The organism is Peristeroidobacter agariperforans (genome assembly GCF_004138335.1).
Classification (GTDB): domain Bacteria; phylum Pseudomonadota; class Gammaproteobacteria; order Steroidobacterales; family Steroidobacteraceae; genus Steroidobacter; species Steroidobacter agariperforans.
Window position 1 is genome coordinate 15,710 of sequence record NZ_RYFW01000002.1, and the last position, 17,141, is coordinate 32,850.

General features: G+C 61.9%; 12 protein-coding genes. 9 read left to right on the forward strand and 3 right to left on the reverse strand.

Features of this window, described 5'->3' with window-relative positions; all coding sequences use genetic code 11:
• The first annotated feature begins 78 nt into the window (after positions 1-78).
• From EK373_RS13980 to queD, 5 genes are all read left to right on the forward strand, one after another.
• A complete protein-coding gene (locus EK373_RS13980) occupies positions 79-627 on the forward strand; it encodes a cupin domain-containing protein (RefSeq protein ID WP_129643809.1) in 549 nt (182 codons plus the stop codon).
• A gap of 33 nt (positions 628-660) precedes the next feature.
• Positions 661-1,536 (forward strand): N-carbamoylputrescine amidase, encoded by an 876-nt coding sequence (gene aguB / locus EK373_RS13985; RefSeq protein ID WP_129643811.1) that lies wholly within the window; start codon positions 661-663, stop codon positions 1,534-1,536.
• 9 nt (positions 1,537-1,545) lie between these two features.
• Positions 1,546-3,768, forward strand: coding sequence for a bifunctional 23S rRNA (guanine(2069)-N(7))-methyltransferase RlmK/23S rRNA (guanine(2445)-N(2))-methyltransferase RlmL (gene rlmKL / locus EK373_RS13990; protein WP_129643814.1), 2,223 nt, complete (start codon positions 1,546-1,548; stop codon positions 3,766-3,768).
• Between the two features lie 193 nt (positions 3,769-3,961).
• Entirely contained in the window at positions 3,962-4,336 is a 375-nt protein-coding gene (locus EK373_RS13995; protein ID WP_129643817.1) for a hypothetical protein, read from the forward strand.
• A 54-nt stretch (positions 4,337-4,390) separates the two neighbouring features.
• The gene (queD, locus tag EK373_RS14000) at positions 4,391-4,747 is read left to right on the forward strand and encodes a 6-carboxytetrahydropterin synthase QueD (protein WP_129643820.1); all 357 of its coding nucleotides are present in this window, start codon (positions 4,391-4,393) and stop codon (positions 4,745-4,747) included.
• An 8-nt stretch (positions 4,748-4,755) separates the two neighbouring features.
• On the opposite strand, the gene EK373_RS14005 is transcribed toward queD, so the two are convergent.
• The gene (locus EK373_RS14005; RefSeq protein WP_129643822.1) at positions 4,756-7,161 is read right to left on the reverse strand and encodes a hybrid sensor histidine kinase/response regulator; all 2,406 of its coding nucleotides are present in this window, start codon (positions 7,159-7,161) and stop codon (positions 4,756-4,758) included.
• A 142-nt stretch (positions 7,162-7,303) separates the two neighbouring features.
• Positions 7,304-8,587 carry an NAD(P)/FAD-dependent oxidoreductase gene (locus tag EK373_RS14010; RefSeq protein ID WP_129643825.1) on the reverse strand — a complete coding sequence of 428 codons (1,284 nt, stop codon included), beginning with the start codon at positions 8,585-8,587 and terminating at the stop codon, positions 7,304-7,306.
• A gap of 89 nt (positions 8,588-8,676) precedes the next feature.
• Between EK373_RS14010 and EK373_RS14015 the strand changes: the two genes are divergently transcribed.
• Positions 8,677-11,844: an amidohydrolase family protein gene (locus EK373_RS14015; RefSeq protein ID WP_198683337.1), complete on the forward strand. Its 3,168-nt coding sequence runs from the start codon at positions 8,677-8,679 to the stop codon at positions 11,842-11,844.
• 6 nt (positions 11,845-11,850) lie between these two features.
• On the opposite strand, the gene EK373_RS14020 is transcribed toward EK373_RS14015, so the two are convergent.
• Positions 11,851-13,110 (reverse strand): glutamine synthetase family protein, encoded by a 1,260-nt coding sequence (locus EK373_RS14020; protein WP_198683338.1) that lies wholly within the window; start codon positions 13,108-13,110, stop codon positions 11,851-11,853.
• A 362-nt stretch (positions 13,111-13,472) separates the two neighbouring features.
• Here EK373_RS14020 and EK373_RS14025 point away from each other — a divergent pair, with 362 nt between their 5' ends.
• The 3 genes from EK373_RS14025 (at position 13,473) to EK373_RS14035 (ending at position 17,045) form a co-directional block, all read left to right on the forward strand.
• Complete coding sequence (locus EK373_RS14025; RefSeq protein WP_198683339.1) at positions 13,473-14,237, forward strand: gamma-glutamyl-gamma-aminobutyrate hydrolase family protein; 765 nt, start codon at positions 13,473-13,475, stop codon at positions 14,235-14,237.
• A 5-nt stretch (positions 14,238-14,242) separates the two neighbouring features.
• Positions 14,243-15,577: a glutamine synthetase family protein gene (locus EK373_RS14030; RefSeq protein WP_129643833.1), complete on the forward strand. Its 1,335-nt coding sequence runs from the start codon at positions 14,243-14,245 to the stop codon at positions 15,575-15,577.
• Positions 15,578-15,656: 79 nt separating this feature from the next.
• Positions 15,657-17,045 carry an aspartate aminotransferase family protein gene (locus EK373_RS14035; protein WP_129643836.1) on the forward strand — a complete coding sequence of 463 codons (1,389 nt, stop codon included), beginning with the start codon at positions 15,657-15,659 and terminating at the stop codon, positions 17,043-17,045.
• The last annotated feature ends 96 nt before the right edge of the window (positions 17,046-17,141 follow it).

A 17,141-nucleotide genomic window follows, 5' to 3' on the forward strand; every position in this document is an offset into this window, starting at 1 on the left:
GGGTCCACGCCGAAAAGATGGTGGGTGTCCAAGAAAATTGTCTATTATCCTAAACACTTCCCTGGAGCGAGGCGGCCCATGAGCATCGATGTAGGCGGTCATCTGAAGGCGGTCCGCATGATGTACGGGCTGTCCCAGCGCGAGCTGGCCAAGCGCGCCGGCGTCACCAACGGCACCATTTCGCTGATCGAGCAGAATCGGGTCAGCCCCTCGGTGAGCTCGCTGAAGAAGGTGCTGGACGGCGTGCCGATGTCGCTCGCCGACTTCTTCACCTTGGATTTGCAGGAAACTCCCCAAGTGTTCTACGCCCGCGAGGAGCTGGCGGACATCGGCGACCGCGACGTGTCGCTCCGGCTGGTGGCGGCGAAGCGGACCAATCGCGCCATGACTATCATGCACGAACGGTATCGGCCGAAGGCGGACACCGGCGCGGACATGCTGAGTCACAAGGGCGAAGAGGGCGGCATCATTCTGACGGGCCATATTGAATTGACCGTCGGTGGTCAAAGCAGAGTGCTCGGGCCCGGAGACGCGTACTATTTCGCCAGCGCGGTTCCGCACCGGTTCCGCAATGTCGGCGAGGAGCCCTGCGAAATCGTCAGTGCCAGCACGCCGCCGACTTTCTGAACTTTTCCGCTTCCGAGCGCCTAACAACACGCCATGAAGACCACCGTTGCCGCCACCCAATTCGCCAGCACGCCGGATCGCACGGCCAATCTCGCCACCGCCGAGCGACTGGTGCGTGAGTCGGCCAGGCAGGGCGCGAACATCATCCTGATCCAGGAGCTGTTCGAGACGCCGTATTTTTGTAAGGAGCACGACCCGAAGTGTTTCGCGGTGGCGATGCCCATTGCAGAGAACCCGGCCGTGCGTCGCTTTCAGGATCTGGCGCGTGAGTTGAACGTCGTGCTCCCGTGCAGCGTGTATGAGCGTGCGGGCAATGCGTTCTACAACTCGGTTGCCATCATCGACGCCGACGGCTCGCTGCTCGGCACCTATCGTAAGGCGCACATTCCAGAGAGCCCGGGCTATCACGAGAAGTTTTATTTCTCGCCTGGCGACACGGGCTTCAAAGTGTGGCCAACGCGCTTCGGCACCATCGGCGTGGCGATCTGCTGGGATCAGTGGTTCCCCGAGTCGGCGCGCGCCATGGCCGTGCAAGGCGCGGAGATTCTTTTCTATCCGACGGCCATCGGTTCGGAGCCGCAGGATCTGAGCATCGACTCCCGCGATCATTGGCAGCGCGCGATGCAGGGCCACGCCGCATCCAACATCATGCCGCTGGTGGCCTCCAATCGAGTCGGCACCGAGAAGGGTGCGAACTGGACGGTGACCTACTACGGCTCGTCGTTCATCGCGGACCAGACCGGTGCGATCGTCAAGCAGGCGGCGCGCGAGGGCGAGGCGGTCTTGACCGCGACATTCGATCTCGATGCGATCCGCAACTACCGCCAGGCTTGGGGCGTGTTTCGCGATCGTCGTCCCGAGCTGTACGGGCCCATCATGACGCTCGACGGCCAACAGCGAGCGCGCTAAGTCACATTCATGCAAATTTTCGTTTCGTGTCCGCCGGGCGTCGCGGATCTCACTGCCGCGGAGCTGCGTAATTGCGGCGCGACTCAGATTCGCGAGTTCAAGCTTGGCGTCCAGGCCGAAGGCTCGCTCGAAGTCGCTTATCGCGCGTGTCTGTGGTCGCGTACCGCGAGTCGTGTGTTGTTGCCGCTCGGCACCTTTCCAGCCGCGACTCAAGATCAGCTGTATGAGGGTGTCGCCAGCATCGACTGGCAACAGCACATGCGTCCGAATGGCACGATTGCCATCGACTTCGGGGGCGCCTCGAGCGGCATCACGCACACGCATTTCGGCGCGCTGAAAACCAAGGACGCCATCGTCGATCAGTTTCGTGAGCGCACCGGCGAACGGCCCTCGGTGCAGCTGGAGCAGCCCGACGTTCGTATCGATGTGCGTGTCGATCGCGACCGCGCCACGGTGAGCCTGGATCTTTCTGGCGACAGTCTGCATCGACGCGCCTATCGCGCTCGAGGTGTCGCTGCCCCGTTGAAGGAAAATCTTGCCGCCACCGTGTTGCTTCGCTGTGGCTGGCCAGCCATCGCGGAAGAGGGCGGCGATCTGGTCGATCCCATGTGCGGCTCGGGCACCTTGCCCATCGAAGCGGCGCTCATGGCGCTGGACATTGCGCCCGGGCTGCTGCGCAGCTACTTCGGTTTCATCGGCTGGCGTGGTCATGATCGCGCGTTGTGGGAGCGGCTGATCCAGGAAGCTCGCGACCGTCGAGAAGCAGCGGCGACGAGAAAAGTCACATTGCGCGGCTACGATGCCGATGCGACGGCCGTGCGCGCGGCCATCGAGAACGTCGAGCGGGCGAAGCTGCGCGGCGTTGTCCATATCGAACGACGCGACCTCGAGCAGCTGACGCGCCAGAGCGAGGCGGCAACCGGGTTGGTGGTCACGAATCCTCCGTATGGCGAGCGCATCGGCGAACAGGAGCGGCTACAGGTCCTGTATCAAACATTAGGCGCGAAGCTGCGCGAGCACTTCGAAGGTTGGAAAGCTGCGGTGCTGACCGGTAACCCGCCGCTCGCCAAGGCGGTGGGCATCAATGCGCGTCGCACGCATACGCTTTTCAACGGACGCATCGAATGCCGGCTGTTGCGCTTCGATGTCACGCCAGGCGACTACATCGGCGAGCGCAAGCCGCCGCCGGATGCGGCCGAGATTCGCGAGCGGCCTGGCGCACAAATGTTCGCCAATCGATTACGCAAGAATCTGAAGTCGATGCAGGACTGGGCGCGGCGCGAGAACGTCGATTGCTATCGAATCTACGATGCCGACATGCCCGAGTACGCATTCGCCATCGATCAATACAGCAGTGGCGAGGCCGATCGCTGGGTGGTCGTGCAGGAATACGCGCCACCGAAGACCATCGAGCCCAGGGCTGCGAGGCAGCGCCGAAACGAGGCGCTCGCGGTGATTCCGCACGAGCTGGGTCTCGCCGAGGATCGACTGTTCATCCGCGAGCGCCGCCAGCAAAAAGACGGCACTCAATATGAAAAGCTGGATAACGAGCGCGAATATCACATCGTTCGCGAGCAGCCGTATCGCTTCGCGGTTAACTTCACCGATTATCTGGATACGGGCTTGTTTCTCGATCATCGGTTGACGCGCCGTTATGTGGGCGAGCTGGCTCGTGGCAAACGGTTTCTGAATTTGTTTGCGTACACGGGCACGGCGACGGTGTACGCCGCCGGCGGCGGCGCCACGTCATCGACCACAGTCGACATGTCGCGCACCTATCTCGACTGGGCCAAGCGCAACCTTGCTTTGAACAATCTGGCGGGACCGGAGCACGGCTTCGTGCAGGCCGATTGTCTGGCCTGGCTGCAGGACCAACGGGACAAGTCGCGCCGTTGGGATCTGATGTTCATCGATCCGCCGACGCATTCACGCTCCAAGCGCATGGAACAGGATTTCGACGTGCAGCGGGATCACGTCCAGTTATTGACGCTTGCTGCGGAGCTGTTGGCCCCCGGCGGCACCATTGTGTTTTCGAATAATTACACGCGTTTTCGTCTGGATCGCGACGGGCTCGCAGCGTTCGAGATCGAAGACATCGGCCGGCGCACGCTGCCGAAGGACTTCGAGCGCAATCCGCGCATCCATGCCTGTTATGTCTTACGGCATCGCGCAGCGACCGATGCGCTTGCAGGAGTTACTGAAAATTCTGCTGGCGGAGCGGCCGTGCGCTGAGCGAAAGACCCCCACTTGCAGTGGGGCTAACGTCCACCGCGAACGCAGCCTTCACGGAAATGCTGCGCCAGATCGCTCAAAAAGCGTCAAATACGGGTGCCAGCGCATTGCTATGACGGACCTGTTGCAGCACAATTGCGGCCGCGTTACAGGCCCTAGTCTGGCCATTTACCCCATTTCCGAAGTGATTGTTATGAGCGGCGACCCGTTCCAGGTTCATTTTCATCCCAAGCTGGGCGTGGTGATCTACGACCCCGTCGCACAGATGGGCTTGGCCCGCGAACAGATGCGCTTGTTCAAGGTTGGCTCGATGACCTCGAGCACCTTCATGCGCGGCATCGTCAGCAAGGATCTGAGCGCTTGCACGGGAGAAACAGCCGATCAGAGCGCGGCTGCGGTGGAATCGTATCGGAACGCCCGCACCGGCCGTCGCAAGCCGTACTGCGAGTCGTGCCGCCGTCATTACGGCTCGGTGGACTTCACCGTTTGCACCGATTGCAGCAGCATCCGTTGCACTTGTGGCACCTGCAGCTGCGCGTCCAGCTCGCGTCGTCGCAAAGCTGCGTAAAGTTTTTGCAGCTGAGATAATCGAAAGGCGCCGCTTGCGGCGCCTTTTTCACATATGAACATTTTCCGTGTCTTCACCATCGAGGCTGCGCACCGCCTGCCGAACGTTCCGGCCGGGCACAAGTGCTCGCGCCTGCACGGCCACTCGTTTCGCATCGAGCTGCACGTCAGCGGCGAGGTCGATCCGGTCACCGGCTGGGTGATGGATTTCGCCGAGGTGAAGGCGGCGTTTCAGCCCATCTACGATCGGCTCGATCATCATTACTTGAACGAGATCGAGGGGCTGGAGAATCCCACCAGCGAGAATCTGGCGCGCTGGGTGTGGCGGCAGGCCAAGCCGGTGCTGCCGCTGCTGGCCAAGGTAGTAATTCACGAGACCTGCACCAGCGGCTGCGAATACCGCGGCGAGTAAGCGGTTGTTCAGCCCGTCAGGGTCGCGAACGTCGTCTGGATGGCGGTGAGGCTCACCGGCTTCACCAGGTGGGCTTCGAAGCCGGAATCGGCAGAGCGTTGTTTGTCTCCGGCGAGGCCATAGCCCGTTACTGCGATCAATCGCGCCTGCGGGACGATGGCCTTCAAGCGGCGCGCCACTTCATAACCATCCATTTCCGGCAGGCCGATGTCCAGCAGCACGAACTGCGGATTGAATCGGGCCGCTTGTTCCAACGCATCAGAGCCGGAGTACGCGGTCAACGTGGCGTGCTGTTCGAGCTGCAGTAACAACGCGAGCGAATCGGCGGCGTCGCGATTGTCATCGACGATCATGACGCGCGCGGGACCACCGTCGTCTGCGCTCTCGTCTGTGGGCGTATCGTGCGTTTCGTTCGCAAGCGGCATGCGCAGGGTGAACGTCGATCCATGGCCCATGCCGGGACTGCTGCCGGTCACGGTCCCGCCTTGCATCTCCATGAGCATGCGACATACCGCGAGTCCGATGCCCAGCCCGCCTTGCGAGCGATCCAGCCCGCGCTCGCCCTGTTCGAACAACTCGAACGCACGAGGAATCAGCTCAGCGGGCATGCCTATCCCGTTGTCCGTGATCGACACGACCGCCGCACCGTTCTCGGTCATGGTTCGCACGTTGATCTCGCCGCCCGGGTCCGTGTACTTCACGGCGTTTGTCACGAGATTCGCGATGCACTGTGCGAGCCGCACCTTGTCCGCGTCGACCCAGAGCGGCTCCGGGCACATGCTCAAGGTGAGCCGATGTTTCTTTTCCTGAACCAGCGGCTGCGTGGTCTCGAGCGCGACGTCGATGCAGGACTGTAACGCGACGCGCTCCCGATTGATCTCGATGCGGCCTTGGGTGATTCGCGAGACATCCAGCAAGTCATCCAGCAAATGGCCAAGCTGGCCGATCTGTCGTTCCACGATGCCGATCAACGATTGTTCTTTCTCGCGATTCACAGCCAGCCGCGACAACGCCTGCGCGGCGTTGCCGATGGCGGCGGCAGGATTTCGCAGCTCGTGACTCAGCATCGCGAGGAATTCGTCCTTGCGCGCGTTGGCGTCACGTAAGCACGCTTCGCTCTCACGCAGCAGACGTTGCGAGTTGATCTGGTCGGTGATGTCGATGGCGACGGCGAGGCCTTGCACCGCGCGGCCCTGATCGTCCGCGACGAAATTCCCGAACAGACTCACCCAGACAATGCTCCCGTCTTTACGGATATAGCGCGTCTCGACGGTGTAGTCGTCGAGCTTGCCGGCGACGACTTGCTGCGCCAACACCCGATCGCGCGTGATGTCTTCCGGATGAGTGAGATCCTGCCAGCACTTGGTGTAAAGCTCTTCGGGGCTATAGCCGGTGAGCTTGCAGAAGGCCCGATTGACGTATTCGAACTTGCCGTCCAGCGAGTGGTGGGCGACTCCGACCGGCGCATGGTCTAGCAACGCGCGCTGGCGTGCTTCGCTGTGCCTGAGTGCGGCTTCCGCCCGCTTGCGTTCGGTGATGTTGGTGCCGGAGCTGACGACGCAGTCCGGCCCCATCGGAAACAGCGTGATGTAAAAATCCTTCTCGCCATGCTGCCCTTCGTAACGAAGGACCCGCCGTGTCTGCAGCACTTGCGCGCCCTGCGCGATGGCGCGGCTCGCCTGCTCCGGATCGAAAATCTCGGTGAGCAGACAACCGAGCAGCTGGTTGCGGGTGTAGCCGAGCAGTTCCAGCGAGTTCGTGTTCGCGTCACGGTACTGGAAGTCCACGATAGTTCCGCAAGGGTCGCGCACGGCTTGCAGCACGACGAACATCTCCGTGGGATGTTCGAAGACGGCGTGCAACTGCGCGTCGCGCTCGGCAATCGCGTTTGCGTGTCGAGCTTCCAGTTCGCTGCGCGCTTGAGTCAGCGAGTTGTTCAGCGCTTCTAGATGCCGCCGTCGCTGGTGCAGCTCCACCAGCACTGAGACCTTGGTGCGCAAGATCTCCGGCACGACCGGCACGGAAATGTAATCGATGGCGCCGACTTCATAGCCTTTGAGCTGATCCAGCTCCGAGACATTCATGCCGGTCACGAAAATGATGGGCGTTCGCTCCCAGCGCGGGTGTTCGCGAATCACGCGAGCGGTCTCGAAGCCATCCATGTCCGGCATGTTCACGTCGAGCAGGATGAGCGCGAACTCGCGGCTCAACAGGTGCTTGAGTGCTTCTCTGCCCGACAGGGCGCGTACACAATCGACGTCCATGCCGGAAAGCACGGCCTCATATGTCAGCAGGCGAGCGGGCTGATCGTCGACGAGCAGAATGCTGGTGCGTGGCTTCGCCTCGGCCGAGGGGGCAGGAGTGGCGCCCGTCGAAGCTTCGGGCGCCGAGCCGGTATCCGTCGCCTGGTTCATTCGCACACTGAGGTAACCTGGCCGCCGCGATCGGCGACCAACTATGTTTTGTGGCGTCCGCAGGTAATCTCGGCTGCCAGACCCGCCGAGCGCGAATTGTAAATGCTCTAAAAAGAGAGAAGTTCCAGCGGCGCGCCGCTGGCTACAGCAAATCGCGGGCTCGGTACCAAAGCATGGCCAGGACCAGCGCGGGCATGCGTAACAACTCGCCGCCCGGGAAGTTTCGATGTTTCAGGCGGGTGAACAGGTCGAATCGTTCAGCTTGGCCGGCAATGGCCTCGGCGGCCAGGCGGCCGGCGATCCCGGTGAGAGCGATTCCATGCCCGGAGAACCCTTGCAGATAGTAGATATGCGGAGCCAGGCGGCCGAAATCCGGGGCGCGGCTCATGGTGATGTCGACATAGCCTCCCCAGGCGTATTCGACGCGCACGTCCGACAGCTGTGGAAATACATTGAGCATGCGCTTGCGGGTGGCGTTCGCGGTGTTGAAGGGATCCAAGCCTGAATAACTGACGCGGCCGCCAAACAGCAAACGAAAGTCCGCCGAGCGGCGGAAGTAATCGAGCACGAAATTGATGTCGGTGACGGCGATGTTTTCGCGCATGAGTCGTTGCATGCGCGCCTCGCCGAGCGATTCGGTCGCGACGATATATGTGCCCACCGGCATGATGCGCGAGCGCAGCGACGGCACCAGCGTATTCAAGTACGCGTTACAACACAGCACGACGTATTTCGCACGGACTCTGCCAGTGGCAGTGCTCACGATCGCAGGTTGGTCGTAGCTGAGTTTAGTAACGAGCGAGCGCTCGTGGATGGAAACACCCGCGGCACTGGCGGCCGCAGCGAGGCCCAGCGTGTAATTCAATGGGTGCAGGTGCCCGCCGCCGCGGTCATACAGGCCGGCGATGTAACGTTTGGTTTCCAGCAGCGACTCGACTTGCTCACGCTCCAGGAATTCGAGCTGCCGATAGCCGTAAGTTTCTTCTGCCTCGCGTTGCTCGTGCAGCAGCACGTCGCGTTGACGGGGCTTGATGGCGACGTGCATCTGGCCCCAGTGCAGGTCGCAGTCGATGTTGTACTTGGCGACCCGATCACGGATCAGTTGCAGGCCTTCCACCGAGATGTCCCACATCCGCTTCGCGTTCTCGGCGCCGACTTGCTGGACCAGCTTGCTCTGGCCGCTGGCGAATCCGCTGATCGCTTGCCCACCGCTGCGCCCGGAGGCGCCCCAGCCGATGCGTTGACCTTCGAGCAGCACGACCTTATAGCCGCGCTCCGCGAGATCGAGCGCAGTCGAGCAGCCTGCGATGCCGCCGCCAATGACGCAAACGTCCGCGCTCACGTCGCCCTGAAGCTGTGGATGCTCCGGTGACGGGTTCGCGGAAGCCGCGTAGTAGGAGATCGCTGTGTTCGGGTCCGTGGTCAAATCGTGCTCCGGTGCCGGGCTCGTATCTTACGGTTTTCCGTAGCAGTGCGTCTTTCATAGGGCAGGCTCATCCAATGGGGATCGAAAGCATGATCAAAAGGGCTCTTGTTGCTTCGCTGCTGTCGCTCGGCACGGCGACCGCCGGCGCGTCTCTGCCGCTGGCGTCGGTGCGGCACATCTCGTTCGAGACCGCCGAGGGCACCTGGATGGCGCCGGATGTGTCTCCAGACGGCAAGAGCATCGTGTTCGATCTGCTGGGCGACCTCTATTCGATCGGCAGCGCCGGCGGCCAGGCGCGGCCGCTCATGACCGGCGCCGCGTTCGACGCCAATCCCGTGTTCTCGCCCGACGGCAGGCAGCTCGCCTTCATCAGCGACCGGTCCGGCGCCAACAATCTTTGGGTCGCCGATGCGGACGGCAGCCATCCGCGGCAGATCTCACAGGACGATGGAGCAGTGATGTGGACCGGGCCGAGCTGGTCGCCCGATGGCCAATACATTTACGCCTCGCGCATGGTGCACGCGACGCTCGCGTTCGAGGTCTTCATGTTCAACAAGGACGGCGGCCTCGGCACGCAGGTGACCAAGGCGAAGCCGTCGGGAACGGAAGATTGGGAAAGTCGGCGCAATGTGCTGGGTGCGGTGGTTTCGCCCGATGGGCGTTACCTGTACTTCTCCTCGAAGGCCGGCACGACGTGGACGGAGAAGGAGCCGCCGCAGTGGTCCATCACTCGCCGGGACCTGCGCAATGGCAAGGACGAGGAGATCATCCAATCGCTCGGTGAAGCCCTGCAGCCGGCGATATCTCACGATGGTCGCAAGCTGGTGTATGCCAGCCGCCATCTGAACGACACGGGCCTGCGCATCCGAGATCTGAGTTCGGGGGACGATCAATGGCTGTTGTATCCCGTCGATCGCGACGGGCATGACGGCGGTTACTACGCCAACCTGTTGCCGCGTTATGCATTCACATCCGACGACCGTGCACTCATTCTCAGCGTCGGCGGCAAGATCAAGCGGCTCGAACTCGCAGATCGCGAGCTCACCGATATTCCTTTCACCGCGCAAGTCGAGCTCGACATCGGGCCGCAAACGCGTGTCGAGCAGCACGAAGAAACGGGCCCGGTTCGTGTGCGAGTGATTCAGCGGCCCCGGCAGTCGCCGGATGGCCGCTCCATTGTGTTCTCCGCGTTGGGACAGTTGTATCTGCTCGATCTGCAGGCGAATGCGAAGCCACGTGCGTTGGGCGCGGGCTATCAACCTTCCTGGTCCTACGACGGACGCGCAATTACTTTCGTTACCTGGAACGCGCATGAGGGAGGGCAGGTGTGGACGGTGCCAGCTCGGGGGCCTGGCGCTCCGAAGCAACTGACGGAGGAGCCAGCGTATTACACCGAGCCCGTATTCTCGCCGGACGGCAAGAGCGTGCTGGCGCTGCGTGCGAGTCATTATGATCGCTTGCGCGCCCGCTCCGAGATCGATCCGAGCCGTGCGACGGACATCATTCGCTTGCCTGCAGGCGGCGGCGATGCGCAACTCATCGCACACGCTTATGGCGCACGCTTTCTGGATTTCGGAAGCGAGCCTGATCTGATTCGTTTCTTCACGCCCGAAGGTGTGAAGACGCTGCGCATCGACGAGCCGTCGTCGGAGCCGCGACGCGTTGTCGTGGTCCTCGCGCGCCATCCGTCTCAATATGTCGAGGGCCCCGCGCCCGTCGAAGAAGTGCGACTCAATCCCGATGGCACGCGGGCGCTGGCGAAGGCCGCTTCGCGGCTTTATCTCGTCGCGGTGCCGCCGAGGATGGGTGATGAGCCGCCGGTCGTAAATTTGCAGAGCCCGAGCACGAAGGTGGTCAAGCTCACGGCGGTTGGCGCGGACTACTTCGGCTGGGCCGATGAAGGTCGCACGATCACCTGGTCGGTGGGCCCGTCGTTCCGACGCGTTCCGTTGAGCAATGTCACAGATGCTGAGAAATCAGCGGAGCGCTTCGATGCCGTTGTCGAGCTCAAGCGCGACGTTCCGGAAGGCGCGGTCGTGTTGCGAGGCGCGACTGTGATTACGATGCGCGGCGACGAAGTGCTTTCCAACGCTGACGTTGTGGTCGTGAACAACAAGATCGTGGGAGTCGGTGGGCAAGGTAGCGTGCAGGTGCCCGCTGGCGCTGTCGTTCGCGATGTTTCAGGCAAGTTCATCGTGCCGGGATTTGTCGATACGCATGCGCATTGGGCCGAAATCCGGCGTGACATTCTCGAGCCGAATCAGTGGCCGTTTCTCGCGAATCTCGCGTACGGCGTGACGTCCGGGCTCGACGTGCAGCCGTTCACCGTCGATGCCTTCGGCTATCAGGACATGATCGATGCCGGCTTGATGTTGGGACCCCGTGCGTACTCGACCGGGCCGGGCGTGTTCGTCAACAGCGAAATCCGTTCGGAAGCAGATGCGCGCAACGTGCTGACGCGTTATCGCGATTACTACCGCACACGAAACATCAAGTCTTATATGGTTGGCGGACGCAAGGAACGGCAGTTCATGATCCAAGGCGCGAGCGCGCTAGGCATGATGCCGACGACGGAGGGCGCGTCGGATTTGCGCTTGAATCTCACGCATGCGCTGGATGGTTTTGCGGGTAACGAACACGCACTGCCGATCTCACCGCTGCACAAGGATGTGATCGAGTTGTTCGCCAAGAGTCGCATCGCCTACACGCCGACGATCAGCGTGCTGTATGGAGGCAAGCCGGCGCTCTTCGAAATGACGATCAGCCACGTGCCGCAGGCGGATGCAAAGGTGCAGCGATTCATTCCGGGCGGTTTGCTCGATGTCAAAACACGAGTGCAGAAGTGGATGCGGCACGAAGATCAAACCTATTCGACCTTCGCTGCGGATGCACTAGCTATTCAGCGAGCCGGAGGGCTGGTTGGGATGGGCAGCCACGGAGAGATGCAGGGCATCGGTTATCACTGGGAACTGGAGGCGTATGCCTCGGGTGGCGCCACACCTCATGAGGTGCTGCGCGCGGCCACGATTGGGTCGAGTGAGGTGATTGGACGCGCCGCGGAGTTGGGCAGCATCGAGGCAGGCAAGTATGCGGATCTGCTAATTCTAGATCGCGATCCGCTGAACAACATCGCGAATACGAATTCGCTGAGCTTCGTGATGAAGAACGGTCGGCTCTATGACGCGAATACGCTCGATGAAGTTTGGCCGCTGCAGAAGAAGCTCGAAGCGCAATGGTTTTCGACCGATGCACCTTGAGGCTAGCTAGCACGTTCGCGCATACCACGCATATTCCAGCGGACTCACATGCGACTCGAACGCTTGTAATTCTCCGCGACGAGTCGTTACGAACAGGCGATGGAATTTCTCGCCGAGGTAGTCCCGCATCACATTGCTCGATTCGAACTTCAGCGCCGCCTCGGGCCAGGTGATCGGCAGGGTAGTAACGGCGTCGCGATATGCGTTCCCGGCCACCGGGGCGCCCGGGTCGAGATTGCGCTGTAAGCCGTGGTGGATGCCGGCAAGCACGGCAGCCGTCAGCAAATAAGGATTCGCATCCGCACCGGCCACTCGGTGTTCGATGCGACGGTTCTCCGGCGTGCTCGCGGGAATGCGCAGGGCTACGCCGCGATTGTTCACGGCCCAGCTCGGATTCAGCGGCACATACGACTCCGACCGATAGCGCCGATATGAATTCGCGGTCGGCGCGAAGATCAGCATGGCGTCGGCCATCGTGGCCGCCAATCCACCGATTGCGTGTTTCAGTTGAGCACTGCCGGTGGGATCGTCCGAAGCGAAGATATTTCGACCCTCTCGATCGAGCATGCTCACGTGAATGTGAGCGCCGCTGCCGGCGTGGTCCATGTAGGGCTTCGGCATGAACGTCGCTTCCATGCCGTGCCGGGCAGCCACTCCTCGCACCAGCCGCTTGAAGCGAATCGCCTGATCGCAGGCGAGTAGCGCATCAGCACAGTGGTTCAGATTCACCTCGAACTGGCCCGGCCCGTATTCAGCCAGCGCAGTGCCCGAGGGAATCTGCTGAGCTTCGCAGGCAGCGGAGATCTCCGCGAGCACTGCCGAGTATTCATTCAAGTCCGCCATCGAGTTGATCTGCGTCAGATACTCGCGTCGACCTGTTTGCGGCAGGCGCGGCGGCTGCGCGCGGCCATCGACAGTTCGCTCGGTGTCGAGCAAATAGAACTCCAATTCGATCGCCACGACCGGCGTCAGGCCCAGCGCACTGAAACGCCTCAACACATCTGCCAGCACATGACGCGGATCGCCATAAAACGGTGAGCCGTCGTGGTCGACCATCGACACCTGTAGCTGGGCGATGCCTTCGCCATCGCGCCAGGGCACTGGAACCAAGGTGCCCTCGATCGGCAGGCAGCGGCGGTCGGCATCGCCTTCGTCGAAGCCGAGGCCGGTTTCCTGAATCGTGCCGCCGAGCACGTCGAGCGCGAACATCGAGCCGGGCAACAGGAAGCTGCCGCGATACGTCCCGGGCAGTTCATCGATAGTCACGCGCTTTCCGCGTGGGATTCCGCACAAGTCAGCGAGAAGCACATCGACAAAGCGCGTATGGGGGTATCGCTGTCGGAAGGCGGTCAGCAGCACAGAGGGGTCGGTGACCGCCATAAGGGTTTGCCTGTTTAAGATTTGGGGACGCCCGGGGAATGTCCCGAGCGTTGTAACCGGAGCGAGGATAGCCATTGGCAACGAGCGCCGGCAAGTGGATGTCCAATGCTGGTGGCTTTATAAGCCATTGAAGATACAAGGTTTCGTCCCCATCATCCAATCCCGGACGGGCGGCTGGCCTTGGGTTGTGGTTAAATGATGCCTCGCGACCACGCCAGTAATCTGGCGGGTTGTTAAAGATCTTAAACGTGTCAACTCGTAGGCCTCTCATCGGTATTCCGGCAGACAGGCGTCTGTTGGGCCACCATTACTTCCACTGCGTCGGCGAGAAGTACATCGCCGCGGTGGCGGAAGGCGCTCAGGCCGTTCCCGTCTTGATTCCGTCGCTCGGTGACGGGCTGGAAGCGCGTGAGCTGCTCGCGGACTTCGATGGAATTCTGCTCACCGGCAGTCCGTCGAATGTCGAGCCGCATCGGTACAACGGTCCGGCCAGCGAGCCGGGCACGTTGCACGACGCACATCGGGATGCGACGACGCTGCCGATGATCCCGCGAGTGATCGAGGCGGGCTTGCCGCTGCTGGCGATCTGTCGAGGCTTCCAGGAGATGAATGTCGCGTTCGGCGGCACGCTCTGGCAGAAGCTGCACGAAGTACCCGGCTATCAAAATCATCGCGAGGACTACGAAGCGCCGCTCGATGAGCAGTATGGCCCGGCGCACGACATCGAGCTGACACCGAACGGGCTGCTCGCGCGCTTATCGGGCGAGCAGCGATTGAAAGTGAATTCACTGCACTCCCAAGGGGTGCAGACCCTGGGCCAAGGCCTCGTCGTCGAGGCGCGCGCCCCGGATGGAGTGATCGAAGCTTTTCGAGCGGCGGACGCACCCTCGCTCGCACTCGGGCTGCAATGGCATCCGGAGTGGAAGTTCAAGGACAACTCTTTTTCGCGTGCGCTGTTCGCCGCCTTTGGCGAAGCCGCGCGCGAGCGTGCCCGCCAACGAGCGGCAAGGTGATTCGTATGAGCGCCATTCAACAATTTTTCAAAGAACACGGCATTTCAGAGTGTGAGGCCATCATCCCGGACATGGCCGGCGTGCCGCGCGGAAAGGTGATGCCGGCGGCGAAGTTCGCCGAGGAAGAAGGCATGCGCCTGCCGGAGAGCATCTTCTTGCAGACGGTCACCGGCGATTATCCGGATGACGATCGCGCGATCAGCCCGTCGGAAATCGACGTGGTGATGAAGGCCGATCCAACCACTGTGCGTGTCGTGCCGTGGGCCGCCGAACCCACTGCCAGTGTGATTCACGACAGTTTTTATTCCGACGGTCGCCCGGTGACGATGGCGCCACGCTATGTGTTACAGCACGTGCTCGAGCTCTACGCGCAGCACGGTTGGGATCCGGTGGTCGCACCCGAGCTCGAGTTCTATCTGATCGAGCCGAACACCGATTCCGACTATCCGTTGAAGCCGCCGATCGGCCGCTCGGGCCGCCCGGAAATCGGCCGTCAGTCCTATTCGATTGCGGCGGTCAACGAATTCGATCCGTTGTTCGACGACATGTACGCGTTCTGCGAGGCGCAGGACATCGAGATCGACACACTGATTCACGAAGACGGCGCGGCGCAGATGGAAATCAATCTGCTGCATGGAAACGCGATGTCGCTGGCCGACCAGGTGTTCCTGTTCAAGCGCACCTGCCGCGAAGCGGCGCTCCGTCACAAGATGTATGCGACGTTCATGGCGAAGCCGATGGCCCGCGAGCCCGGCAGCGCCATGCACATCCACCAGAGCATCGTCGACCGCCGCACCGGTAATAATGTGTTCAGCGATGCCGAAGGCCGTCCTTCGCCGCTGTTCTTCTCGCACATCGCGGGCCTGCAGAAGTATCTGCCGGCTGCCATGTCGCTGTTCGCGCCGAACGTGAATTCCTACCGGCGCATCACGCGGCACTATTCCGCACCGATCAATACACAATGGGGTTATGACAACCGAACCGCGGGACTACGCGTGCCGGTGTCGAATCCCAAAAACCGTCGTGTCGAAAACCGGATCGCCGGCGCCGACGCGAATCCCTATCTGGCCATCGCAGCTTCGCTGGCGTGCGGCTATCTCGGCATGGTCGAAGGACTCAAGCCGAGCGAGCCCATCACCGGCAGCGCGTATGACTTGCCGTTCTCTCTTCCCCGCAACATCGAAGATTCGCTGCGGCTGCTGCGTGACTGCCGGCCGCTGATCGAGATCCTCGGCGAGCGTTTCGTCATCGCCTACGCGGCCGTGAAAGAGAACGAATACGAAACCTTTTTACAGGTCATCAGCTCGTGGGAACGCGAGCACCTGTTATTGAATGTATGAGGCGGGCGTACACAGCGCCCGGTGTCCCATGACTTATTTCCGTCGTTTCAGATAATCACGAGCGTCGACCAACAACATCATGGCGTCGTCTATCCCCGAACGCAGCACCAGCGAGTGGCAGGCGCTCGATGCGGCCCATTACATCCATCCGTTCACGGACCATGCGGCGCTGAGCAAGAAGGGCACGCGGGTCATTACCCGCGCCGAGGGCGTGTACTTATATGAGTCGGGCGGCCGTCGCATCCTCGACGGCATGTCCGGCTTGTGGTGCGTGAACCTCGGCTATGGCCGGCGCGAGCTGGCCGAGGCCGCTTATCGGCAGATGCAGGAGCTGCCGTACTACAACAGTTTCTTCCAGGTCGCTCATCCGCCGGCGATCGAGCTGGCGCGGCTGCTGTCCGAAGTGACGCCGCCGCAGTTCAAGCACGTGTTCTTCACCGGTTCAGGCTCAGAAGCGAACGACACCGTCGTGCGCACCGTGCGTCACTACTGGAACGTGCTCGGCCAGCCCGAGCGCACCGTGATCATCAGTCGTCACAATGCCTATCACGGCAGCACCATGGCCGGCGCCAGCCTCGGCGGCATGAAGCCCATGCACGAGCAGGGCGGCTTGCCCATTCCTGGCATCGTGCATATCCGGCAACCGTACTGGTTTGGCGAAGGCGGCAATCTGTCGCCCGAAGAGTTCGGTCTGGTCGCGGCGCGTGCGCTCGAAGAAAAGATCCTGCAGATCGGTCCCGAGAAAGTCGCCGCATTCATCGGCGAGCCCATTCAGGGCGCGGGCGGCGTAATCATCCCGCCCTCGACCTATTGGCCCGAGATCCAGCGCATCGTCGACAAGTACGGCATTCTGCTGGTCGCCGACGAGGTCATCTGCGGCTTCGGTCGCACCGGCCGCTGGTTCGGCTCGGAATATTTCGGGATCCGCCCCGATTTGATGCCCATCGCCAAGGGCCTGTCCTCGGGCTATCTGCCGATCGGCGGCGTCATGGTCGGCGACCGGGTTGCCGAGGTGATGACCACCAAGGCCGGCGAGTTCAACCACGGTTTCACTTATTCGGGGCACCCCACGGCCTGCGCGGTCGCCTGTACCGCTATCAAAATCCTGCGTGAAGAGCGCATCGTCGAGCGGGTCCACGACGACGTGGGTCCGTACCTGCAACGACGCTGGCAGGAGTTGGCGAGCCATCCGCTGGTCGGCGAGGCGCGCATCGTCGGTTTGATCGGCGCGCTCGAGCTGGTGAAGGACAAAGCCAAGCGCCAGAACTTCCCCGATCCCGGCGACGTCGGCGTCCTCTGCCGAGACCTGTGCATCGCCAACGGTCTGGTGATGAGAGCGGTGCGTGACACCATGATCATTGCACCGCCTTTGGTCATCACCCATGCGCAAATCGACGAGCTGGTCGAAAAAGCGCGGCTCGCTTTGGATCAAACCCGGGACGAATTGCAGCGCCAACGCCGATTTTGATGCCGACGCTGCGAGCTGCTGTGCCCTGCAGATTCAACAAGAGTAGGTTGTAGCCCACGCCCCTTTTCTGCGTTACCCTCCCGCGCACAACCAACG